General features: G+C 71.6%; 17 protein-coding genes, 1 other RNA gene and 1 pseudogene. 4 read left to right on the top strand and 15 right to left on the bottom strand.

Translation table 11 applies throughout. The annotated features are described in order from the left end of the window. Positions 1–192: 192 nt before the first annotated feature. The 6 genes from BLW86_RS23385 to BLW86_RS23355 form a co-directional block, all read right to left on the bottom strand. Positions 193–474, bottom strand: a complete 282-nt coding sequence (locus tag BLW86_RS23385) for an HU family DNA-binding protein (protein WP_015033921.1) — start codon at positions 472–474, stop codon at positions 193–195. A 312-nt stretch (positions 475–786) separates the two neighbouring features. Then, positions 787–2,217: an NAD-dependent malic enzyme gene (locus BLW86_RS23375; protein WP_093875853.1), complete on the bottom strand. Its 1,431-nt coding sequence runs from the start codon at positions 2,215–2,217 to the stop codon at positions 787–789. Between the two features lie 432 nt (positions 2,218–2,649). Continuing rightward, complete coding sequence (locus BLW86_RS23370) at positions 2,650–4,929, bottom strand: HelD family protein (RefSeq protein ID WP_093875852.1); 2,280 nt, start codon at positions 4,927–4,929, stop codon at positions 2,650–2,652. Between the two features lie 641 nt (positions 4,930–5,570). Then, the gene (locus tag BLW86_RS23365; RefSeq protein WP_093875851.1) at positions 5,571–6,707 is read right to left on the bottom strand and encodes a uroporphyrinogen-III synthase; all 1,137 of its coding nucleotides are present in this window, start codon (positions 6,705–6,707) and stop codon (positions 5,571–5,573) included. An 84-nt stretch (positions 6,708–6,791) separates the two neighbouring features. Further along, positions 6,792–8,147, bottom strand: coding sequence for a nitrate/nitrite transporter (locus BLW86_RS23360; protein WP_093875850.1), 1,356 nt, complete (start codon positions 8,145–8,147; stop codon positions 6,792–6,794). Positions 8,148–8,337: 190 nt separating this feature from the next. Then, entirely contained in the window at positions 8,338–9,363 is a 1,026-nt protein-coding gene (locus tag BLW86_RS23355) for a LysR family transcriptional regulator (protein ID WP_093875849.1), read from the bottom strand. 68 nt (positions 9,364–9,431) lie between these two features. Here BLW86_RS23355 and BLW86_RS23350 point away from each other — a divergent pair, with 68 nt between their 5' ends. Then, positions 9,432–10,682, top strand: coding sequence for an MFS transporter (locus tag BLW86_RS23350; protein ID WP_256341400.1), 1,251 nt, complete (start codon positions 9,432–9,434; stop codon positions 10,680–10,682). 50 nt (positions 10,683–10,732) lie between these two features. Here BLW86_RS23350 and ssrA read toward each other — a convergent pair. From ssrA to BLW86_RS23335, 3 genes are all read right to left on the bottom strand, one after another. Then, positions 10,733–11,126: a transfer-messenger RNA gene (gene ssrA, locus BLW86_RS23345) on the bottom strand. An 89-nt stretch (positions 11,127–11,215) separates the two neighbouring features. Continuing rightward, entirely contained in the window at positions 11,216–11,755 is a 540-nt protein-coding gene (gene smpB, locus BLW86_RS23340; protein ID WP_229842970.1) for an SsrA-binding protein SmpB, read from the bottom strand. Between the two features lie 18 nt (positions 11,756–11,773). After that, on the bottom strand, positions 11,774–12,949 hold the full coding sequence (locus BLW86_RS23335; protein ID WP_093875848.1) for a S41 family peptidase: 1,176 nt from the start codon (positions 12,947–12,949) through the stop codon (positions 11,774–11,776). Positions 12,950–13,100: 151 nt separating this feature from the next. On the opposite strand from BLW86_RS23335, the pseudogene BLW86_RS23330 reads away from it, so the two are divergent. Beyond that, positions 13,101–14,360, top strand: a pseudogene (locus tag BLW86_RS23330) (RNA-guided endonuclease InsQ/TnpB family protein). A 33-nt stretch (positions 14,361–14,393) separates the two neighbouring features. On the opposite strand, the gene ftsX reads toward BLW86_RS23330, so the two are convergent. Together ftsX and ftsE are read right to left on the bottom strand one after the other, a co-directional pair. Next, positions 14,394–15,311, bottom strand: a complete 918-nt coding sequence (gene ftsX / locus BLW86_RS23325) for a permease-like cell division protein FtsX (protein ID WP_093875847.1) — start codon at positions 15,309–15,311, stop codon at positions 14,394–14,396. A gap of 21 nt (positions 15,312–15,332) precedes the next feature. Beyond that, a complete protein-coding gene (gene ftsE / locus BLW86_RS23320) occupies positions 15,333–16,022 on the bottom strand; it encodes a cell division ATP-binding protein FtsE (protein ID WP_030692056.1) in 690 nt (229 codons plus the stop codon). A gap of 235 nt (positions 16,023–16,257) precedes the next feature. Here ftsE and BLW86_RS23315 point away from each other — a divergent pair, with 235 nt between their 5' ends. Further along, on the top strand, positions 16,258–16,440 hold the full coding sequence (locus BLW86_RS23315) for a hypothetical protein (RefSeq protein ID WP_030692057.1): 183 nt from the start codon (positions 16,258–16,260) through the stop codon (positions 16,438–16,440). A gap of 79 nt (positions 16,441–16,519) precedes the next feature. On the opposite strand, the gene BLW86_RS43260 is transcribed toward BLW86_RS23315, so the two are convergent. After that, on the bottom strand, positions 16,520–16,717 hold the full coding sequence (locus BLW86_RS43260) for an LPXTG cell wall anchor domain-containing protein (protein ID WP_256341399.1): 198 nt from the start codon (positions 16,715–16,717) through the stop codon (positions 16,520–16,522). 58 nt (positions 16,718–16,775) lie between these two features. Between BLW86_RS43260 and BLW86_RS43255 the strand changes: the two genes are divergently transcribed. Further along, complete coding sequence (locus BLW86_RS43255; protein ID WP_256341398.1) at positions 16,776–17,639, top strand: hypothetical protein; 864 nt, start codon at positions 16,776–16,778, stop codon at positions 17,637–17,639. Positions 17,640–17,871: 232 nt separating this feature from the next. Here BLW86_RS43255 and prfB read toward each other — a convergent pair whose 3' ends face one another. The 3 genes from prfB to BLW86_RS23295 form a co-directional block, all read right to left on the bottom strand. Next, positions 17,872–18,975, bottom strand: a complete 1,104-nt coding sequence (gene prfB, locus BLW86_RS23305) for a peptide chain release factor 2 (RefSeq protein ID WP_093875845.1) — start codon at positions 18,973–18,975, stop codon at positions 17,872–17,874. 73 nt (positions 18,976–19,048) lie between these two features. Continuing rightward, a complete protein-coding gene (locus tag BLW86_RS23300) occupies positions 19,049–20,287 on the bottom strand; it encodes a serine/threonine-protein kinase (protein WP_093875844.1) in 1,239 nt (412 codons plus the stop codon). Positions 20,288–20,394: 107 nt separating this feature from the next. Next, positions 20,395–22,137: a serine/threonine-protein kinase gene (locus BLW86_RS23295; RefSeq protein WP_093875843.1), complete on the bottom strand. Its 1,743-nt coding sequence runs from the start codon at positions 22,135–22,137 to the stop codon at positions 20,395–20,397. Positions 22,138–22,474: the final 337 nt, after the last annotated feature.

Raw genomic sequence — 22,474 nt, 5'->3', positions numbered from 1 at the left:
CCGGGCAGCGCGCTGGTCTGACCCGGTTCGAAGGTCGAGCTGGACGACGCGCCGATCCGACCGGCTCGCGGGGCCCCGCCAGGTGCGGGGCCCCGTAAGGCGCCACGGGCCCTCACGGGCCCGTACACGCACGAACGAAAGGGCGGCCACCCCCTGACAGGGTGGCCGCCCTTTCTGCGCCTACAGGCCGCCTTACTTGCCCTTGGCGGCTTCCTTGAGCTTCGAGCCCGCGGAGACCTTCACGCTGTAGCCGGCCGGGATGTCGATCGGGTCGCCGGTCTGCGGGTTACGAGCGGTGCGAGCGGCACGGTGGGTGCGCTCGAAGGTCAGGAAGCCGGGGATGGTGACCTTCTCGTCACCCTTGGCGACGACCTCACCGACGGTCTCGGCGAGAGCGGCCAGCACGGCGTCGGCGTCCTTGCGGGTCACCTCGGCGCGGTCGGCCAGGGCGGCCACCAGCTCACTGCGGTTCATGTTGTTACTCCCGTGTTCTTCTTGCCTGTGAGGCGTGCCACGCGGCGGAAGCCGCGCGATTGGGTACAGCGAAGCCGATGCTGCCAGGGCCCTCGGACAGTCCCCGGACCCGGGTCAAACGACAGACCCTCGCGCCCAAACACGCATCCTGCCCCCACCAGCGGCGGGAACGCCAATCCGGCACCCCCTCGGGTCACACGAAAAGCGCCGGAGTCCCGTGGTGGTGACGTTGTGTCGACACCACGAAAACCGCGCGGAGCCGAAAAGCCACCCTAAAGGCGGGTTTACGGCTCCGCGAATCGCGACGCGCCGTCAGCGGCCGCTCGGCGCCGTGCCGGCGCCCGCGGTCTTCGCCGCGTTCCGGACCGCGCCGGCGACCGCGCCCGCGACCTTGTCGTTGAAGACCGACGGGATGATGTAGTTCGGGTTCAGCTCGTCCTCGGTGACCACGTCGGCGAGGGCGGAGGCCGCCGCCAGCATCATCTCCGTGTTGACCGTACGGGACTGGGCGTCGAGCAGACCGCGGAAGACGCCCGGGAAGACCAGCACGTTGTTGATCTGGTTCGGGAAGTCCGAGCGGCCGGTGGCGACGACGGCGGCGGTCTGCCGCGCGGCGGCCGGGTCGACCTCCGGGTCGGGGTTCGCGAGCGCGAACACGATGGCGCCCTCCGCCATGGCGGCGACGTCCTCCGCGCCCAGCAGGTTCGGGGCCGAGACGCCGATGAAGACGTCCGCGCCCACGACGGCCTGCTTGAGGGTGCCGGTGACGCCCTCCGGGTTGGTGTTGTCGGCGATCCAGCGCAGCGGGGTGCCGGGCGCGGCGTCGACGAGGTCCTCGCGGCCCGCGTGGACGACACCGTGGATGTCGGCGACGACGGCGTGCTTCACGCCCGCCGCGATCAGCAGCTTGAGGATGGCCGTGCCGGCGGCGCCGGCGCCGGACATGACGACCCGGACGTCGCCGATGCCCTTGCCGACCACGCGCAGCGCGTTGGTGAGGGCGGCGAGGACGACGATGGCGGTGCCGTGCTGGTCGTCGTGGAAGACGGGGATGTCGAGGGCCTCGCGCAGCCGGGCCTCGATCTCGAAGCAGCGGGGCGCGGAGATGTCCTCCAGGTTGATGCCCGCGAAGCCGGGGGCGATCGCCTTGACGATCGCGACGATCTCGTCGGTGTCCTGGGTGTCGAGGCAGATCGGCCAGGCGTCGATGCCGGCGAAGCGCTTGAAGAGGGCGGCCTTGCCCTCCATGACGGGCAGCGAGGCCATGGGGCCGATGTTGCCGAGGCCGAGGACGGCGGAGCCGTCGGTGACGACCGCGACGGAGTTGCGCTTGATGGTGAGGCGGCGCGCGTCCTCGGGGTTCTCGGCGATCGCCATGCACACGCGGGCGACGCCCGGGGTGTAGATCATCGAGAGGTCGTCACGGTTGCGGATGGGGTGCTTCGACGCCATCTCGATCTTGCCGCCGAGGTGCATGAGGAACGTACGGTCCGAGACCTTGCCCAGGACGACGCCCTCGATGCCGCGCAGCTGCTCGACGATCTCGTCGGCGTGCGCGGTGGAGGTGGCGGCGATGGTGACGTCGATGCGGAGCTTCTCGTGGCCGGAGGCGGTCACGTCGAGGCCGGTGACGGATCCGCCGTGGGACTCCACCGCCGTGGTGAGCTGGGAGACCGCGGTTCCGCTGGCGGGAACCTCCAGCCTGACCGTCATCGAGTACGAGACGCTGGGCGCCGTTGCCATGGCCGAGTTCCTCTGCTTTCCCTGAGCTTCGTTGCTACGCCGCCCCGGCTGGTTGCCTGGCGGCGCCCTCCGATGTTCGCACCTACCTGCCGGTAGCAGGTAATACGGTCATTTTGTTTTCGGAAAGTAGTTTCCACCATACGAGAAGTGCAGGGGAAACAGAAGAGGCCCCCGTCACCGGAGGTGACAGGGGCCTCAACTTTGTACGTATGTCTAAGTGGCACCGACCCGCCATGCTCGCCTCGCGGCAAGTGGTCCCTCTGAGGGACGAAGGTTGGGCCCGGGGGCTTGGATCGAGCCGGTGCCACGACAAGGCTAACAAACCACCCTGCTCGGTGATTCCAGCACCGCAGGTTGACCTGAAATCAGCCCCGGGCGGCGGAGCGGACCCGGCCCACGGCCCTGCCCGCTCGGCCCCGCCGCCCCGCCCGCTCAGTCCCGCAGCAGGTCCGGGACCCCGGCCTCGTCCGGCATGTCCCGGTCGCCCGAGAGCACCGTCAGGGCCTGCGTGGACCGGGTCAGCGCCACGTACAGCACCCGCAGGCCGGCCGGGGACTCGTCCGCGATCTCCGCGGGCGAGACGACCACCGTCGCGTCGTACTCCAGGCCCTTCGCCTCCAGGGAACCGAGCGCCACCACCCGGTCGCCGAGCCCCGCGAGCCAGCGGGCGGCCTCCGCGCGCCGGTTCATGGCGACGACGACGCCGACGGTCCCGTCCACCTCGCCGAGCAGCCGCTCGGCTTCCAAACGTACGGTTTCAGCCAGATCGGCCTTCTCCGGTACGGGTACGAAGCGGGGCTCGACCCCCGTCGAGCGGACCGCCCGCGGCGACTCCTTGCCCGGCATGGCGAGCGCGAGGACCTTGGCGGCCAGCTCGGCGATCTCCGCCGGGTTCCGGTAGTTCACCGTCAGCTCGAAGCGGCGCCGCGGCCGCGAGCCGAGCGCCTCGTCCCGGGCCTCCGCGGCCTCGTCCGGGTCCGACCAGGAGGACTGCGCCGGGTCGCCGACGACCGTCCAGGTGGCGTGCCGGCCGCGCCTCCCGACCATCCGCCACTGCATGGGCGTCAGGTCCTGGGCCTCGTCGACGATCACGTGCGCGTACTCGGTGCGCTCCGCCGCGAGCCGCTCGGCCCGCTCCCGCTGGGTCTCCTCCCGTACGGGCATCAGCTCCTCAAGCCCCGTGAGCTGGTCCAGCGGGTCGTACTCCCGCTTCTTGCGGGGCCGGGCCGGGGCGCCGAGCAGCGTGTTCAGCTCGTCGAGGAGGGCGACGTCGTGGACGGACAGCTCCCGGCGGCGCAGCGAACGCGCGAGCCGCCGCACCTCGCCCTGGTTGAGGATCCGGCGGGCCCAGCGGCCGAGCCGCCGCTCGTCGGCCATGGCGTCGAGAACCTGACGAGGAGTGAGCTCGGGCCACCAGGCATCGAGGAAGCCGAGGAACGAGTCCTCGGTGGACACGTCCTCGTCGAAGGAGGAACGCAGCTCGGCGGCGAGCTCGGGGTCGCTGTGCCGTCCGACCGCGCCGGACTTGGCGTACAGCGCGTCGAGGAGCAGCCGGCGGGCGCGGGGCCGGAGGAGGTTGACGGGGGCGGTGCCGCCGAGGACGTTGTGCCGGATGCGGCGCAGCTCGTCGGCCTCCAGCTCAAGCCGCCGCCCGAAGGCGACGACGCGCAGCAGCTGCGGGGCGTCCGGGCTCTCCAGAGCACCCCGGGCGGCCTTCCGCAGCACGTGCAGCATGCGGGAGGAGCCCTTGACGCGGGCGACGGCCGGTTCGTCGTACGCGGTGGCCTCGGCGCCGTCGACGAGCGAGCCGACGGCGCGGATCGCGACCTGGCCCTCCTCGCCGAGGGACGGCAGGACGCCCTCGGTGTACGAGACGAGGAGCGGGGTCGGGGAGACGATCAGGATGCCGCCCGCGTACCGCCGGCGGTCCTGGTAGAGCAGGTAGGCGGCACGGTGCAGCGCGACCGCCGTCTTCCCCGTCCCCGGCCCGCCCTCGACGTACGTCACGGAGGCGGCGGGCGCCCGGATGACCAGGTCCTGCTCGGCCTGGATGCTGGAGACGATGTCCCGCATGGTGTGGCTGCGGGCCTGGCCGAGGGCGGCCATCAGGGCGCCGTCGCCGATCACGGGCAGCTCGCGGCCGTCGAGGGTGGCCCGCAGCTCGGGGCGCATGAGGTCGTCCTCGACGCCGAGGACCCGGCGGCCCTTGGAGCGGATCACGCGGCGGCGCACGACCCGGCCGGGGTCGACGGGGGTGGACCGGTAGAAGGGTGCGGCGGCGGGCGCGCGCCAGTCGATGACGAGCGGCGCGTAGTCGGAGTCGAGGACTCCTATCCGCCCGATGTGGAGGGTCTCGCCGATGTCCGCGGTGTTGTCGGGGCGTACGGCGTCCTCGGCGGGCTCGACGGAGGTGTACGCGCCGTCGGGCCCCTTCTTCCCGTCCTTGCCGTACAGCAGGTCGATCCGGCCGAAGAGGAAGTCCTCGAACTCGTTGTTGAGCCGGTTGAGGTGGATGCCGGCCCGGAAGACCTGGGCGTCGCGCTCGGCGAGAGCGCCGGGCGTGCCGACCTGGCCCCGCTGGGCGGCGTCGTTCATCAGGAACTCCGCTTCGTGGATCTTCTCCTCCAGACGGCGGTAGACCTGATCCAGATGTTCCTGCTCGACACCGATCTCACGGTCTCTGACCGTGTCCACGGCTTCCTGCGCGGCCACCTAAGGCCCCCTTCTCACGTGCACTGGGCAGCCGTCGAGCGTACGCCACGGGGGGGCACCGTGTCAGGCGCGGGGCCGCTTCCCCCGGCCCCGCCCCAGCGCCCCCCACCACGAGCCAGGCCCACAGGGGCGCCACCCCCGTCCACCCGCCGCGTGGGCGACGCCCCCGTCCACCCGCCGCGTGGGCGACCGCCCCGGCGCGCCCCCGCCGTACAGGCGCGCGCCCCGCCCCCGCCCACCCGCCCGTGTGGACACGCGTCCGAGGTGCGGTACCCCCCGCCCCGTGTGGGCAATCGTCCCGCTGGGGCGGGACGGGTGGGCACACGGGACGGCGCCCCTTGCGGGCGCGCTCCGCCTTCTGGGCCTGGACCCGCACCACGACTGCGGCACACGTTCCGGTGCGGGTTCAGGCGCGGGAGCCTCGGGCGCCGGCAAGGGACGCCGTTCCGTTGTGCCCACCCTCCCCCAAGCTCTCGGCTTCGCTCGAGCAGGGGGGACCCCCTCGCCCCAGCGGAACGACTGCCCACAACGGCGGTGGGCGGGGCGCCGCCCCGGCGGGCGCAGCCCACGACGGCCCGGCGGGGGTGGGCGCCGCCCCGGCGGGACGGCCGCTCACGACCGTGGGCGCCGCCCCGGCAGGGCTAGCTGTCGTACTTCTCCTCCGTCGACGGGTCCAGCGCCAGCCGATACCCCCGCTTCACCACCGTCTGGATCAGCTTCGGCGCGCCGAGGGCGGAGCGGAGGCGCGCCATCGCCGTCTCCACGGCGTGCTCGTCGCGCCCCGCCCCCGGCAGCGCCCGGAGGAGGTCGGCGCGGGAGACGACCCAGCCGGGGCGGCGGGCGAGGAGTCCGAGGAGGGCCATGCCGGCGGGCGGGACGGGGCGCAGGCCCCCGTCGACCAGGACGGCGTGCCCGCGGACCTCCATCCGGTGCCCGGCGACGGGCAGGACCCGGGAGCGGGCGGGCAGCTCCTTGCAGAGGAGCTGGACGAGCGGCCCGAGCCGGAAGCGCTCGGGCTGGTAGGTGTCGATGCCCTCGGCCTGGAGCGGCAGCGCCGTGACGGGCCCCACGCACACGGCGAGCACGTCGTGTCGGAGCGCGGCGACGAGTTCGTCCCGTACGCCCCGCTCCGCCGCCCGGGAGAACAACGAAGCGGCGGCCGGCGCGCTGGTGAAGGTCACGGCGTCGAGCCCGCGGGCGAGGGTCGCGTCGAGGAGCCGGTCGAGCGGACCGAGGTCCTCGGGGGGCATCCAGCGGTAGACGGGGACGCCGACGACCTCGGCGCCGCCGGCCGTGAGCGCCTCGACGAAGCCGGGGAGCGGCTCTCCGTGGAGCTGGAGGGCGATGCGCCGGCCCTCGACGCCTTCGTCGAGGAGCCGGTCGAGGACCTCGGCCATGGACTCGGAGGAGGGCGACCAGGACTCGGTGAGTCCGGCAGCCCGTACGGCCCCCTTGACCTTGGGTCCGCGGGCGAGGAGCTCGACGTTCCGCAGGACGGCGAGGAGCTCGTCCCCGTGTCCCCAGCCCTCGGCGGCCTCGATCCAGCCCCGGAAGCCGATCGCCGTGGTGGCGACGACGACGTCCGGGGCGTGGTCGATGAGTTCCTTGGTGGCGGCGAGGAGTTCGGTGTCGTCGGCGAGGGGCACGATCCGCAGTGCGGGGCCGTGGACGACGGCCGCGCCGCGCCGGCGCAGCAGCGCGATGAGCTCGTCGGCGCGTCGTGCCGCGGTGACGCCGATCGTGAAGCCGGCGAGGGGGCCGTGTTCTTGCTCGTCCATGGGGTCTGAGCCTGACGGGGGTGCGTGTCGGTCCGGGTTCGCCCGTATTTCCTGGTCGTTACGGTACGCGCCGGGCATCGGGGGTCACACCCGCGCGTAGCCGGACCGGGGCTCGGGTTCCGTGACCGCCTCGGCGGTGTCGGGGACGGCGCCGGGGGCCCGAAGGTATACCGCCCAGGTGACGACCATGCAGGCCGCGTAGAAGGCGAGGAAGGCGACGAAGGCGGCGGTGCCGGTGCCGGCGGTCTGGAAGGACTGGCGGAAGGCGAGGTTGATGCCGAGTCCGCCGACCCCGCCGACCGCTCCGATGAGGCCCATGGAGGCTCCGGAGAGCCGTCGCCCGTAGGACTCGGCGGCCTCGCCCGAGAGACCCTCGCGGTGGCCCTGGGCGAGGAAGATCGCCGGGATCATCTTGAACGTGGAGCCGTTGCCGAGGCCGCTGAGGACGAAGAGGCCGATGAAGCCGACGAGGAAGACGGCGAGGGACTCGACGACGGAGGCGTAGATCACCACTCCGGTCGCGGCGGCCATGGCGGCGAAGGTCCCGAGGGTGATGCGGGCGCCCCCGTGCCGGTCGGCGAGGAAGCCGCCGACGGGCCGGATGAGGGAGCCGAGCAGCGGGCCGATGAAGGTGAGCGAGGCGGCCTGGAGCGGGGTGCGGCCGAACTGGGTCTGCAGGACGAGGCCGAAGGCGAAGCTGTAGCCGATGAAGGAGCCGAAGGTACCGACGTAGAGGAAGGCCATGATCCAGGTGTGGCGGGCCGTGACGGCTTCCTTGAACGCTCCGGTGTCGTTCTTCACGGGGGCGAGGTTGTCCATGAAGAGCGCGGAGCAGACGGCGGCGACGACGATCAGGGGCAGGTAGACGCCGAGCACGATCCTCGGGTGCATCGCTCCGGCGGTGCCGATGACGAGGAGGCCGACGAGCTGGACGACGGGGACGCCGATGTTGCCGCCGCCCGCGTTGAGGCCGAGGGCCCAGCCTTTCTTCCGCAGCGGGAAGAAGGCGTTGATGTTGGTCATCGAGGAGGCGAAGTTGCCGCCGCCGACGCCGGTGAGCGCGGCGACGAGGACGAAGGTGCTGTACGAGGTGCCGGGGTGCATCACCGCGAAGGCGAGGCCGGTGGGCAGCAGGAGCAGCAGGGCGCTGAAGATCGTCCAGTTGCGGCCGCCGAAGCGGGCGACGACGAAGGTGTACGGGATGCGGATCAGCGCGCCGACGAAGGTGGCGGTGCCGATGAGGAAGAACTTGCCGGCCGGGTCGACCCCGTACTGGGGGCCCATGAAGAGCACCATGACCGACCAGAGGCTCCAGATCGAGAAGCCGATGTGCTCGGAGAGGACGGAGAAGAGCAGGTTCCGTCGGGCGATCCGTTCTCCCTTCTCACGCCAGAAGGTCTCGTCCTCCGGTTCCCAGCGTTCGATCCAGCGGCCACCCATCTCGCACCTCCACGGAGTCGGATCCTTGACGCGACAGACGCTAGGAAGGGTGCGTTTCAGGCCGATGCCGTGAGGTGACGGTGGCGGAACCTTGCTCTCACCCGGTGCGCGGCCCTTCTGTGAGCGCCCCCGGCGCGGACAGTCCTGCTCCCCCTCCTGCGGCCCTGCTTCCCCCTCCTGCAGCCCTGCCCTACCCTCCCGCAGCCCTGTTCCACCCTCCGGCAGCGCCCCCGGCTCCTTCCGGCAGCCCCGGCTCTCCCTCCGGCAGCCAGGCGCCGGGCGGCCGGGTGAGCCATCCCTCCCGGGCGCCCAGCTCCGCCGCCGCCCGGCGCAGGGCGTCCAGGCCGGGGTGACGGAGCCCCTTGCGCCACACCAGGCTCACGGGCGAGAGGGGGACGGGGTCGACGAGGGGCCGGATGACGCAGTCCGGCATGGCCGGGAAGTCGACGACGGCGAGGACCGGGTCGCGGTACTTGGCCATGAGCCGCCGGAACTCCTCCTTGCCGACGGCGAGCGGAGCGGGCGGGGCGATCTCGATGCCCCGGCCGGCGAAGAGGCGGGCGGCGAGGTCGGTCCACTCGGGCGTGCGGTCGTTCCCGGCCCCGGCGTAGATCCGTTCTCCGGCGAGCCGGTCGAGCGGCACCCGGGGCAGGCCGGCGAGCGGATGGTCCTCGGGGAGGATCACGGCCATCGGCTCGTACCGGACGAGCTGGAAGTCGAGCCGTGCCCGGAGCCGGGCGTCGAGTCCTCCGTACCGGCCGAAGGAGGCGTCGATCCGGCCGGCGAGGATCTCCCGTGCGGCGCCGGTGAGTCCGCTCTCGTAGCGGGCCATCAGCTCCTGCTCGGGGGCGAGTTCGCGGGCGCGGCGCAGGACGTCCTCGGGGGCGAGGCCGGGGCTGTTGAGGTCGACGAGGAGCGGCCGGGGCGCGGCGCGGAAGGCGTCGCTCAGCTCCTCGTGGGCGGCCAACACCCGTCGGGCGTACGGGAGGAGGCGCTCGCCGTCGACGGTGAGGGCGACCTGCCGGGTGGTCCGCACGAAGAGTTCGGTGCCCAACTCCCGCTCCAGGCGCCGGATGTCGCGGCTGAGCGCCTGCTGGGCGAGGTAGAGGCGGGCGGCGGCGCGGGTGAAGTGCAGTTCTTCGGCGACGGCGGTGAAGGCGCGCAGAAGGCGGGGGTCGATGTCGTACGAGGAGGTCGCCACCGCCGCAGTTAACATCACAGGTGCGTCAATCGCCACCGAGAAGGTGTTGGACCGGCCGGGCCCCGCCCCCAGAACCTGGATCCATGCCGCAACCGGACCTCACCCTCACCCCGGCGGGCCCGGCCCTCGCCCCCCGCTACCGCGAAGCCCCCCGCCCGCTGCCCGCCAACCCCTACCTCCGTCTCTTCTCCCACCCCGGCACCCGCGCCTTCACCGCCGGCAACCTGATAGCCCGGCTGCCCATGGGCATGTTCGGCGTCAGCGCCGTGATCATGATCGCCGCGGCGTACGGCTCCTACGCCCTGGCCGGCGCGGTCACCGCCACCAACCTCGCGGTCGGCTCCGTCACGGGCCCGCTGATCGCACGGCTCGTCGACCGGTACGGCCAGGCCAGGATCGCGGTCCCGGCCACCGCCTACGCGGTCCTGGGCCACCTGGTGCTGCTGCTCTGCGTCCACGAGCGGGCCCCCGTCTGGGCGCTCTTCCTCACGACCGCCGTCACCGCCACCACCCCGAACACGGGCGGCATGTCCCGGGCCCGCTGGGCGCACCTCTTCCGCGGCGACCCGGACGCGCTGCACACCGCCAACGCCTTCGAGCAGGCCGCCGACGAGCTCTGCTACATGCTCGGCCCGGTGCTCGCCGCCGTCCTGTGCTCGGCGCTCTTCCCCGAGGCGGGCACGCTCACCGCGGGCCTCCTCTTCCTCTCCGGCGTGCTGATCTTCGCCGCCCAGCGCTCCACCGAGCCGCCGGTCGCCCCGCGCACGACGGCGGGCTCCCCGCTGCGCGCCCCCGGCATGGCGTCGCTGCTCGCGGTCCTCCTCGCCACGGGCGCCGTCTTCGGCTCCATGGAGGTCGTCACCCTGGCGTACGTGGACGGGCCCGTCGCGGGACCGGTCCTCGCCCTCCAGGCGGCCGGCTCCTGCGCGGCGGGCCTCCTCTACGGCCACGCCCGGCGCACCGCCCGCCTGCGCACCTGCCTGGCCGCGATGACCGTCCTGATGGCGATGCCGCTGCTCGCCGCCTCGACAGGCTCCCTGCTCGCCCTGGCCGGCGGCCTCCTCCTGGCGGGCATGGCGACGGCCCCGACGATGGTGACGGGCATGGGCCTGATCCAGCGCCTCGTCCCGGCGGCGCAGCTCAACGAGGGCATGGCCCTCGCCGTGACCGCCCTCCTGGCGGGCGTCGCGGCGGGCTCGGCCGGCGGCGGCTGGGCCGCCGACCACGCGCCCTTCGCGTCCTTCGGGTTCCTGATCCCGGTGACGGCGGCGGCGGTGGCCCTGACCCTGTGCACGGCGACCGGGGCGGGCCGGGGCTCCCGCGTCCACGCATGACAAAGGCCCGGCGGTCGCGAACGACCACCGGGCCTGTGCCCACATGGGATGAGTGGAGATGGCGGGAATCGAACCCGCGTCCAACGGTGCGGAATCAGGGCTTCTCCGTGTGCAGTCTGGTACGAGTTTCTCAGCCCTCCGGATCACCCAGACAAGTCCGGAACGGGCTCAGTCACTGTTTGATTTCCCTCCAACCCCCGTGACCGGGGCTAGAGGTTTAGATCCCTAAATGACGCCAGGATCCGGGTCGGGACCACCCCCGGGCTGACGCTCCTCACAGAGGCTTCTGTTCGTTACCTAAAATTAGGCAGCGAGGGCGAAGCGGGAGTTATCGCTCTTGGTGTTGGCGATTATTGGTTGCGACATATGGTTTACGAGATCATTGCCGCTTCCTCGACACGCTTCCCACTGCTTCGACATCCGCTGTCGAAACCGATCATCCCCATGTTGTTTTTTCAAAAGACACACCCTCGGTGGGGTGCAGCACCCATGGTACGTGACCGACGGGTGCGGTTGCCAGCGGATTACCGGCGCTAGGCGCTCTGGGCCGCCCGCTGCTTCCGCTTCGCCGCCGCGATCGCCCGGTTCGTCTCTCGCGTGTCCTGCTTCTCCCGCAGGGTCTGACGCTTGTCGTACTCCTTCTTGCCCTTGGCGAGCGCGATCTCGCACTTCACCCGGCCGTTCAGGAAGTACAGCGCGAGGGGCACGATCGTGTGACCCGTCTCCTGCGACTTCGACTCCAGCTTGTCGATCTCGGCCCGGTGCAGCAGCAGCTTGCGCTTCCGCTTCGCGTGGTGGTTGGTCCAGCTGCCCTGCATGTACTCGGGCACGTGGATGTTGTGCAGCCACGCCTCATGGCCGTCGATCTGGACGAAGCCGTCGACCAGCGAGGCCCGCCCCATGCGCAGCGACTTCACCTCGGTGCCCATGAGCACCACACCGCACTCGTAGGTGTCGATGATGTGGTAGTCGTGCCGCGCCTTCTTGTTCTGCGCGATGAGCTTGCGCTCCGGCGCCTTGTCCTGGTTCTTCTTGGCAGGCTTGCCCTGCACGTTCACGAGTCCCTTTGCCATAGTGCGGCCATTTTCGCACTACGAGCCCCCTCCGAGGCCACTCAATACCGTTCTCGCCCGCGCCTCGGCCCCCTCCCCCGCCGTCAGGTCCGGAGTGATGCCACGGCCGTCGACGGCGTGCCCGGCGGGGGTGCGGTAGTGGCCGACGGTCAGCTCGGCGACGGAGCCGTCGGGCAGCGCGCTCGGCATCTGGACCGACCCCTTGCCGAAGGTCCGCGAGCCGACGGTCACCGCCCGCCCCCGGTCCTGCAGGGCCCCGGTGAGCAGCTCGGCCGCGCTCATCGTGCCCCCGTCGATCAGCGCCACCAGGGGCCTGCCGGTGTCGCCGCCGTCCTCCGCGTACACGGCCCGCTGCTCGCCCTCCACGTCGTACGTGGCGACGAGGCCGCCGTCGAGGAAGGCGGAGGCGGCGACGGCGGCCTCCGTGACCAGGCCGCCCGAGTTCCCCCGCAGGTCCAGGAGGACCCCGGCGCCGGCCGGGGCGGCCCGTACGGCGTCACGCACGCGCGTGCCCGCCCCCTTGGTGAAGGCGGCGACCCGGATCAGTACGGCCCCGTCGTCGAGGCGGCGGACGGTGACCGGGTCCGTCGCGAGCCGGGCCCGGCGCAGGGTCTGCGTCCAGGCCGCGCGACCGCGCTCGACGCGCAGGACGACGGCGGAGCCGGGAACGCCGTCACCGCGCAGCAGGGAGACCGCCTCGGAGACGGAGAGCCCGTCGACCGGCCGCCCGTCGACGGAGACGAGCCGGTCACCGGCCCGCAGCCCGGCCCGCTCGGCGGGCCCCCCGGGCTGCACCCGCGTCACCCGGACCCCGCCCTCGCCGACGCGACCCGCGGAGAGACCGACCCCGGTGTAGGCGCCGTCGAGGGCCTGCTCGAACTCGGCGTACTCCCTCTTGTCGTACACGGCGCCCCAGCGGTCCCCGCTGCGGCTGACGAACTCCTCGGCGGCCTTCTTCCCCGACTTCCCGTCGGCCATGGCCGCGGCGGCGGCCCGCGCGAGAGCGGCCCCGTCGACGGTCGTACCGCCCGCCGTACGGGCCGGGGACGGCCGCTCCGCACGCGCGGGATCCTGCCGGGGCAGTGAACCGGTGGCGGCGGCGGTGGCGAGGACGCCGGTGAAGACCAACGTCAGAACGGCCCCACGGAGCACTCCGCGGGGCCGGATACAGAGATCGTCGGTGCCGGCCGGCATGTCGCCCACTCTAGGACAAGGCGACGGCGCCGCACGGGCTTTGGTCAAACGACGCCATCAGTGATCGACATCGACATGATCGCCCACTCGTTCGCGGGAATGGCAGGACTTCGAGCGAAAGTACGAGGTCCTGGGGGCCTACGGTCACATCATGACGACAGCCACCACCGCCGACCATTCCGGGCATGCCCGGTGGGCCTTCCGGCTGCGCGTGTCGTCATCCGCCCGTACCGCTCTACTGGCGGAGTGGGACCGGTGCCGCTGGATCTGGAACGAGTGCGTGGCCAAGTCCAAGCAGGTGTCCGCGTACAACAAGGTCACTGGTGACAGCCGTACCTGTGGCCCGGCACAGTGAGACAGAATGCTGACCGAGGCCCGTGCGGGGACGTCATGGCTACGCGAAGGGTCCTCAGTTCCGCAGCAACAAGTGATCCGGGACTTCGGAAAGTCCCGGGCGAAGGCGCTGAAGGACACCAAGGCCAGGCTGCCGATGGCACGCCGGGCCGGAATGCCGAAGTGGAGGAAGAAGCGTGACGCGCTGCCGAGCCTGAACCACACCCGGCACGGCTTCCGCCTGAAAGGAGGCCGTCTGTACCTGGCGGGTGGGATCGTTCTGACCGTGCTGTGGTCGCGGGAGCTGCCCGCTGCCCCTTCCAGCGTCCGAATCCACCAGGACAGCCTCGGCCACTGGTACGCCTCCTTCGTCGTCCCCGCCGAGGTACAGCCACTGCCGGAGACCGGCCGGGCCATCGGCATCGACTGGGGTGTACGCGAGACCGCGACGACCACAAGCGACGACCATGACCTGATCCATGCCGAACACGGCACGGCATCGGCCAAGCGGCTCGCCCGCTATCAGCGAATGACGGCCCGCCGCCGCCCGGCGAAAGGTCAGACGGCCTCGAAGCGCTATCGCTCCGCGAAGAGACAAGTGGCGAAGCTCCACAAGAAGATGGCCCGGCAGCGTGAGGACACTGCTCGCAATGGGGTATCCCCTGCTCGAACGAAGTTGAGAGCTTGGGGAAGGGCCAAGAAGATCGTCCGTGACCACGACGCGATCGCCGTGGAGGACTTCCGGCCGAAGTTCCTCGCCAGGACCACCATGGCCAGGAAGGCCGCTGACGCCGCCATCGGCGCCACGAAGCAGGCCCTGATCGAGATGGGCCGCAAGCACGGCCGTGCCGTGCACCTGATCCACCCCGCGTACCCCACGATGGACTGCGCGCAGTGCGGAGCGAGAGCCAAGCACGCCCTGCCGCTGGGAGAGCGCACGTACACCCGCATCGCGTGCGGAGCCATGTCCCCCAGGGACAAGAACTCCGCACGTGTGATGCTCGTCCGGGCAGGTCTGAACCCGGCCGGCGCCGAGGGCGTAGGACCCGGCGGGACGCAGTCCCGCCGGGCGGCCTGAGCCAGAAATCCCCCTCCTAGGGGCGGGGAGCAGTCAAACCTTCAGGTACTTGCGCAGCGCGATGAAGGCGGCCACGGCGGGCATGAGGAGCCCGATGGCGATCACCAGCGGCAGCTTGGCGAGGACGGCGTCCCAGCCGATGAAGTTGACCAGCTGCATCTTCTCGGCGAGCGCGATGCCGTGGTCGATCAGGAAGTACCGGCCGACGAGCAGCAGCACACAGGCGACGCCGCCGCCGAGGAGCCCGGCGAAGGCGGCCTCCATGATGAACGGCATCTGGATGTAGAAGCTGGACGCGCCGACGAGCCGCATGATGCCGGTCTCGCGGCGGCGGCTGAAGGCCGAGACGCGAACGGTGTTGACGATCAGCATCAGCGCGATGATCAGCATCAGGCCCATGACGCCGAGGGCGGCGATGTTCATGCCGTTCATCAGGTCGAAGAGGTTCTGCAGGATGTTCCGCTGGTCCTGGACCGACTCGACGCCGTCGCGGCCGGCGAAGGCCGTGGCGACGACCTTGTACTTCTCCGGGTCCTTGAGCTTGACCCGGAACGACTCCTGCATCTGGTCCGGCGTCACCACGGAGGCGATGGCGGTGTCGCCGTACTGCTCCTTGTAGTGCTTGAACGCCTGGTCGGCCGACTCGTGCTGGACGTCCTCGACGATGTCCATCTTCCTCAGATCGGCCTCGATCTGCTCCTTCTGCTGGCCGGTGACCGCGCCCTTGGCGCACTTGGCCGCCGTGGCCGCGTCCGCCTTGTTGCAGAGGAAGATGGAGACGTTGACCTTGTCGTACCAGTAGTCCTTCATCGTGCTGACCTGCTCGCGCATGAGCAGGGCACCGCCGAAGAGGGCGAGCGAGAGGGCCACGGAGACGATGACGGCGAAGGTCATCGTGAGATTGCGCCGGAGACCGACACCGATCTCGGAGAGCACGAACTGAGCGCGCATGGTGTTCTGATTCCCCCGCCGTCAGTGCTGGTATCCGTAGACGCCGCGCGCCTGGTCACGGACGAGACGGCCCTTTTCGAGCTCGATGACGCGCTTGCGCATCTGGTCGACGATGTTCTGGTCGTGGGTCGCCATGACGACGGTGGTCCCTGTCCTGTTGATCCGGTCGAGCAGCTTCATGATGCCGACGGAGGTCTGCGGGTCGAGGTTGCCGGTGGGCTCGTCGGCGATCAGCAGCATCGGCCGGTTGACGAAGGCGCGCGCGATGGCGACGCGCTGCTGCTCACCACCCGAGAGCTCGCCCGGCATCCGGTCCTCCTTGCCGCCGAGTCCGACCAGGTCGAGCACCTGCGGCACGGCCTTGCGGATCTCACCGCGCGGCTTGCCGATGACCTCCTGGGCGAAGGCCACGTTCTCGGCGACGGTCTTGTTGGGCAGCAGGCGGAAGTCCTGGAAGACGGTGCCCAGTTGACGCCGCATCTGCGGCACCTTCCAGTTGGAGAGCCGGGCCAGGTCCTTGCCGAGGACGTGCACCTGGCCCTGGCTGGCGCGCTCCTCGCGCAGGAGCAGTCGCAGGAAAGTCGACTTTCCGGAGCCGGAGGAACCGACGAGGAAGACGAACTCGCCCTTCTCGATCTCCAGGGAGACGTCCCGGAGCGCGGGGCGGCTCTGCTTCGGATAGGACTTGGAGACGTTGTCGAATCGGATCACGGATGCACCACGGTCGGCCGGGAGTAGGTGTGCGTGACCTTACGCGACCTGGGATGGCCCGTGCAGTCGCGGTCCCGGCTTGCGCCTTTTATCCTTTTTGGCCCCTGCGGACGGAAGCCGGGCAATCCGGCGGGGCGCGCCGAAACGCCGCGGAGCTGGCACAGTGGTAGGGGAACGTCCCGATCCCCCCGGACGTTGTCCTGGTGTGTACCCCAGTGCGGGAGGAGGAGAGCGCATGACCTACGACCGACTGGTGTGCGCCAACTGCGCGGCCCCGGTCGCCGAGGGCCGCTGTCCCGTCTGCCGCGCGAACCGGGAGCGTCTGACCCCTCAGGGGCTGTCCCCCGCGATGCTGCTGACGTTGGCGATCGCCCTGCTCGCGGCGATCGCGCTGCTCGCGGCCGTCCAGACGGTGTAGCCCGAGCCGGATGTGCGAGAAGGGCCGGGGAGCGAGCTCCCCGGCCCTTCGTCGTGCGTCACGCGTCCGGGCGAATGCCTCAGACGGCGGCGCGGCCGCCGCCGACGAGACGCGGCAGCATGCGGAAGCCGATGCCGCCGGCGATCATGGTGGCGGCACCGATGATCAGGAACGAGGTCTCGGCCGCACCGGTCTCGGCGAGCTCCTCCTTCGCCTCACCCTGCTGGACCGGCTGCGAGCCGCCCTGGTTGGGGTCGGTGTTGTTCGGGGTGTCCACGCACTCGGCGCCGTCGAGGTCGACGGTGCAGGTGCCGGCGCCACCGTCGGAGCCGCTGGTGCCGCTCCCGGTCGTGCCGGAGGTCGACGTCGACGTGGACGACGACTGGTCGCCCGAGGTCGACGTCGAGGTGGACGAGGACTGGTCGCCCGACGAGGTCGAGGACGACTGGTCGCCCGACGACGACGTGGACGAGGACTGGTCGCCCGACGACGAGGTCGAGGACGACTGGTCACCCGACGACGACGTCGAGGACGACTGGTCACCCGACGACGACGTCGAGGACGACTGGTCGCCCGACGACGACGTGGACGAGGACTGGTCACCCGAGGACGACGTCGAGGAGGACTGGTCACCCGAGGACGACGTCGAGGACGACGACTCGTCACCCGACGCCGAGGACGACTGGTCACCCGAGGACGACGTGGACGACGACGACTCGTCACCCGACGCCGAGGACGACTGGTCACCCGAGGACGACGTCGAGGACGACGACTCGTCACCCGACGCCGAGGACGACTGGTCACCCGAGGACGACGTGGACGACGACGACTCGTCACCCGACGCCGAGGAATCGTCGGCGCCGGAGATGCCGCCGATGATGCCGTTGACGTCTCCCTCGCCTTCCTGGATACCGATACCCACGTCCTGGGTCGTCTCGGTTCCGAACCCGCCGACGGCCTGCGCGGCACCGGCCGCCGTCAGGGACGCACCGGCGACGATCACGGCACTGGCCGCGATCCGCACCAGGCGGACTCGCGTCTTGTTGGTCATCTGGCTGCTACCCCCAGTAGCTCATCTCGTCATGGGGCAGCGCTCGGGCCCCGCGCGGCAGGGGCGGTGTCACGACTGGACCGGCCCCCGTTCACACGCGTCCCAGAAAAGCGCATGCCAGTACGCCACCCTTCCGAGTTTCCGATGAGGCGTCAAGGTCGTTGCGCGTGCGATGCCCGAAAGATCACCAGGTGACCGACATGCGACGATGCAACTGTGACGTAAACCCTGAACTCCGGGCTCGACGGCGGCAGTTCCCTTGTCGACAAAGCGTCCCGACGGCCTTGCCGCCGCTTGCGTCAGCGAATGCGCGGGAGGCCGCGGAACGGCACCGGGCCCCGCACCGAAAGGTGCGGGGCCCGGCCGGAACCACGAAGGGGTTACTTGTCCTGCTGCTTGCGCCAGCGGATGCCCGCCTCCAGGAAGCCGTCGATCTCGCCGTCCAGCACGGACTGCGGGTTGCCGACCTCGAACTCCGTACGGAGGTCCTTGACCATCTGGTACGGGTGGAGCACGTACGAACGCATCTGGTTGCCCCAGGAGCTGCCGCTGTCCTTGAGGGCGTCCATCTTGGCCCGCTCCTCCTGGCGCTGGCGCTCCAGGAGCTTGGCCTGGAGGACGTTCATGGCGCTCGCCTTGTTCTGGATCTGGGAGCGCTCGTTCTGGCAGGAGACGACGATGCCGGTCGGGAGGTGCGTGATGCGCACGGCCGAGTCGGTCGTGTTGACGCCCTGACCGCCGGGGCCCGAGGCGCGGTACACGTCGACGCGCAGCTCGGACTCGTCGATCTCGACGTGGTCGGAGGACTCGACGACCGGCAGGATCTCGACGCCGGCGAAGGAGGTCTGACGGCGGCCCTGGTTGTCGAAGGGCGAGATGCGGACGAGCCGGTGGGTGCCCTGCTCGACGGAGAGCGTGCCGTAGGCGTACGGGGCCTTGACCACGAAGGTGGTGGACTTGATGCCCGCCTCTTCCGCGTACGAGGTCTCGTAGATCTCCGTCGGGTAGCCGTGGCGCTCCGCCCAGCGCAGGTACATGCGCTGGAGCCGCTCGGCGAAGTCGGAGGCGTCGACGCCGCCGGCCTCGGCCCGGATGTTGACCAGGGCCTCGCGCTCGTCGTACTCGCCGGAGAGGAGGGTGCGGACCTCCATCTCGTCGAGCGCCTTGCGGACGGAGCCCAGCTCCGCCTCGGCCTCGGCGAGGGTGTCCGCGTCGTCCATCTCCTCGGCGAGCTCGAAGAGCACCGCGAGGTCGTCGATCCGGCCGCGCAGGGTCTCGGCCTTGCGGACCTCGGCCTGGAGGTGCGAAAGCTTGCTCGTGATCTTCTGCGCCGCCTCCGGGTCGTCCCACAGGGACGGGGCCGCGGCCTGCTCTTCGAGCACGGCGATGTCGGCCCTCAGCTTCTCGAGGTCCAGGACGGCCTCGATCGACCCCATGGTCGAGGAGAGGGACTTCAGCTCTTCGGATACATCGACGACTGCCACGCGTCCAGCGTAACGGCTCCGGGCCAGGAGCCGAACCTACGGCTGACACCCGGGGTCGGGGTCCTGCCGGGCCCTACGGCTGGGAGGACTGCTTGGAGTCCTGTGGCGGGGTCTCCCCGTCGCCGGAGGCCGCCAGGTAGCCGCCGACGCCGAGCGCGCCCGCGACCACGACCGCCGCGACGGTGAGGGTGATCCTTCTCTTGCGGACCGCGCCCGCCTTGTGGCGGGCCGAGCCGGGGCGGCGGGCGCCGGAGGGGCGCGGGGCGCGGGCGGTGCCGAGGGGGCCGCCGGAGAGCTCGTCGGGGGCCGGGACCCGCATGGAGGTGTGGGTGTCGCGGTTGGAGTCGGCGGAGGCGCCGGGGACGAGCGGGACGGCGGCGCGGCGGGGGCCCGGCTCGCCCGCGCCCGTGGCGGTGGCGTACGTGTCCTCCTCGTACGGCTCCGGGGCCGGTTCCGCGCCCGGCTCGTCGACGTCCAGCGGCGGGATGCCCTTGAGCAGCGGCAGGACGTCCCCGAGGCGGGCGGCGAGCTCGGAGGCGCGCAGTCGGGAGGCGGGGGCCTTGGCGAGGCACTGGACGATCGTCTGCCACAGCTCCTCGGGGATGCCGGGCAGCGGGACGACGGTCTCGGTGACGTGGCGGCGCAGGACCGCCCCGGGGTGGCCGCCGCCGAACGGGGTGAAGCCGGCCAGCAGCTCGTACAGGACGGTCGCGAGGGCGTAGATGTCGACGGCGGCGCGCGGCGGGAGGCCTTCGACGATCTCGGGGGCGAGGTAGTCGGGGGTGCCGATGATCCGGGTGGCCTTGGTGCGGCCGGGGGTGTCGATCAGCTTGGCGACGCCGAAGTCGGTGAGGAGGGCGGGGTGGGCGCCGCCGGGGCCGAGCGGGCCCTCCATGTCGAGCAGGATGTTCTCCGGCTTGACGTCCCGGTGGACGACGCCGGCGGCGTGCGCGGCGGCGAGGGCCTCGGCGACGTCGGCGACGATCGCGACGGCGGCCTCGGGGGCGAGCCGCCGCTCCCGGTCGAGCCGGGTGCGCAGGTCGGTGCCGCGGACGAGGTCCATGACGAGGGCGAGGTCGTTGCCGTCGACGACGAGGTCGCGGACCTTGACGACCCGGGGGTGGTCGAGGCCGAGCAGTGCGGTCCGCTCCTGGACGAAGCGGCTGACGAGTTCCTGGTCGGAGGCCAGGTCCTCGCGCAGCAGTTTGACGGCGACGGGCCCTTCGGGTCCCTCGCCGAGCCACACCGTTCCGGCGCTGCCCCGCCCGAGGATCTGGTGGGCGGTGTAGCGGCTGCCGATGTTCCGTGCCAAGACTGCTCCCTCAGCGGCTGCGGTTCTCGACAAAGCTACGCGTCCACGGCCGCCGGTCTCGACCTCCGAGGGGAAATCACCCCTCGGAAGTCGACAAATCGGCAGTGTTACTGCCCCGTACCGCCGGTAGCACCCGTTCCCGTGCTCGTCTTCGCGCTGTCGAACAGTTCGGAGAACCAGGTGGTGAACGACGAGATGCCGTCGCCGATGGCCTCCCAGTAGCCCTTGCCCTGGGCGACCCAGTCCTGGAGCGGGGTGAGCTCCCAGACGAGCCAGCCGGCGACCACGAACAGGACGATCATGATCAGGCAGCCCTTGAGGCAGCCGAGACCGGGGATCCGCACCGGGTTCGCGCTGCGCTGGCGCGGCGGGCGCGGCTCGCGGGGCGCGGGGGCCTGGGGCGGCGGCTGCGGCGGCGCGTACTGCTGCTGGGGCGGCGCGTACTGCTGCTGCGGGGGCGGCGGGGGCGCGTACTGCTGCGGCTGCTGCTGGTACTGCTGGGGCGCGGGGCGCTGGGGGGCCGGGCGCTGCTGCTGGTACGGCTGGGGCGGCTGCTGTCCGTACGCACCGGGGCGGCCGTCCTGCGGCGGCTGCTGCGGCTGGCGCTGCGGGCGGCGGCGCAGGGGGTCCTCGCTCGGGTCGAGGTACTGCACCTGCGTCTGCTCGTTGCGGTCGCGGACCTGCCGCAGCTGGCTCTGCCAGGGGTGCGGCTCCTCCGGCTGACCGGACTGGGGGGGCTGCGGCGGCACGGGGGGCATGACGGCCGTCGGGTCGGCGGCGCCCGCCGGGCCGCTGGTCGGCATGACGCTGGTCGCGGCGGCGGGGTCGTAGTGCGGGGGCGTCCCGGCACCGGCCCCGGCGGCGCCGGTGGGCAGCACCTGGGTCGGGTCGGCGGCGCCCGGGGTCTGCGCCTCCGGGGTGCCCGGGACCGGCGCGGGCGCCGGGTCCGGGGCGAGGAGCGCGCCCACGCCCTCCGCCGCCTCGATCTGGGCGGGCGTGGCGTGCACGCCGATGCCCGCGGCGACCGCGCGCAGGCCCCGGGCGAGGTTCACGGCGCTCGGCCGCTGGTCCGGGTTCTTGCTGAGGCAGCGCTCTATGACCGTCCACAGGGGCCCGGGCACGGTCGAGGGGCGGCGCGGCTCCTCGCTGAGGTGGCGGTGGAGGACCTCCAGGGCGGTGCCGCCCGCGAACGGGGGCCGGCCGGTGACCAGCTCGTAGAGGAGGATGCCGGCGCCGTAGATGTCGACGGCGGAGGTCTGCGGGCGGCCCTCGGCGGACTCGGGCGCCACGTACGCGGGCGTGCCGACGAACTCGTGGGTGCGGGTCAGGCCCGGGGAGTCCGCGAGGCGCGCGATGCCGAAGTCGGTCAGCATCGGGTGCATCTCGCCGCCCTGCTCGGCGAGCAGGACGTTGGCCGGCTTGAGGTCGCGGTGGACGACGCCGTCGGCGTGGCTGGCGGCGAGCGCGTCGGCGATCTGGGCGGTGAGGAGGGCTGCGGCGACCGGGGTGAGCGGGCCGCTCTCCCTGATGTACCGGTGCAGGTCGGGGCCCTCGACGAGGTCCATGACGAGGGCGAGGACATCGCCCTCGACGACCAGGTCGCGGGTGCGCACGATGTTCGGATGGGTCAGCCGGAGCAGCACGGACCGCTCGCGCAGGAAGCGCATCACGATGTCCGCGTCGTTGGCCAGCTCCTCCTTGAGGACCTTGATCGCGACGGTCTCGCCGGGCTGGCCGGGCACGGCCGCCTCGGCGCCCGCCGTCTCCCGCTGGCGGGCTCGCCAGACGGTGCCCGTGGCGCCGCGGCCGAGCGGCTCCTCGAGCAGGTACTTGCTGCCGATAGGCCGCACGTCACGCGCTCCCTGCTGATCGTGGTCCTGGGGTGGTTCGCGGGGTGTTCCCGGAGTCCCTGTCGTCTTGTTGCCCCGGGTCCCTGTCTCTGTTGTGACCCGTCCGGGTGTCCGACCCACTTTAGTGCCGCCGAACGGGTCACCGGCCGGTCGTCCACAGGCCGGTTCCGCTGCCGCGTCCCGGTCTCGCCGGGGGGTCGGAGCGAACGGAACTTGTCCGGAAGAAGACGCTCCACGGCGGGCGACGGTTGCCAGGCATGGTCCGAAGGCATGCCCAACCAGGCTATTTCTCGCCCACTGCCGAACATTCAAGATCACTTGTGACCGACCCGCGGGC

Source organism: Streptomyces sp. TLI_105, assembly GCF_900105415.1.
In the GTDB taxonomy this organism is placed as follows: domain Bacteria; phylum Actinomycetota; class Actinomycetes; order Streptomycetales; family Streptomycetaceae; genus Streptomyces.
This window is presented reverse-complemented; position numbering and strand designations above follow the sequence as displayed.

What these genes read in the sequence shown, in the direction of transcription:
- BLW86_RS23355 (WP_093875849.1), bottom strand. Translation starts at nt 9,363, where the DNA reads ATGTTAACTGCGGCGGTGGCGACCTCCTCGTACGACATCGACCCCCGC.
- BLW86_RS23350 (WP_256341400.1), top strand. Translation starts at nt 9,432, where the DNA reads ATGCCGCAACCGGACCTCACCCTCACCCCGGCGGGCCCGGCCCTCGCC.
- BLW86_RS23335 (WP_093875848.1), bottom strand. Translation starts at nt 12,949, where the DNA reads ATGCCGGCCGGCACCGACGATCTCTGTATCCGGCCCCGCGGAGTGCTC.
- smpB (WP_229842970.1), bottom strand. Translation starts at nt 11,755, where the DNA reads ATGGCAAAGGGACTCGTGAACGTGCAGGGCAAGCCTGCCAAGAAGAAC.
- BLW86_RS23375 (WP_093875853.1), bottom strand. Translation starts at nt 2,217, where the DNA reads ATGGCAACGGCGCCCAGCGTCTCGTACTCGATGACGGTCAGGCTGGAG.
- ftsX (WP_093875847.1), bottom strand. Translation starts at nt 15,311, where the DNA reads ATGCGCGCTCAGTTCGTGCTCTCCGAGATCGGTGTCGGTCTCCGGCGC.
- BLW86_RS23385 (WP_015033921.1), bottom strand. Translation starts at nt 474, where the DNA reads ATGAACCGCAGTGAGCTGGTGGCCGCCCTGGCCGACCGCGCCGAGGTG.
- BLW86_RS23365 (WP_093875851.1), bottom strand. Translation starts at nt 6,707, where the DNA reads ATGGACGAGCAAGAACACGGCCCCCTCGCCGGCTTCACGATCGGCGTC.
- BLW86_RS23315 (WP_030692057.1), top strand. Translation starts at nt 16,258, where the DNA reads ATGACCTACGACCGACTGGTGTGCGCCAACTGCGCGGCCCCGGTCGCC.
- BLW86_RS23360 (WP_093875850.1), bottom strand. Translation starts at nt 8,147, where the DNA reads ATGGGTGGCCGCTGGATCGAACGCTGGGAACCGGAGGACGAGACCTTC.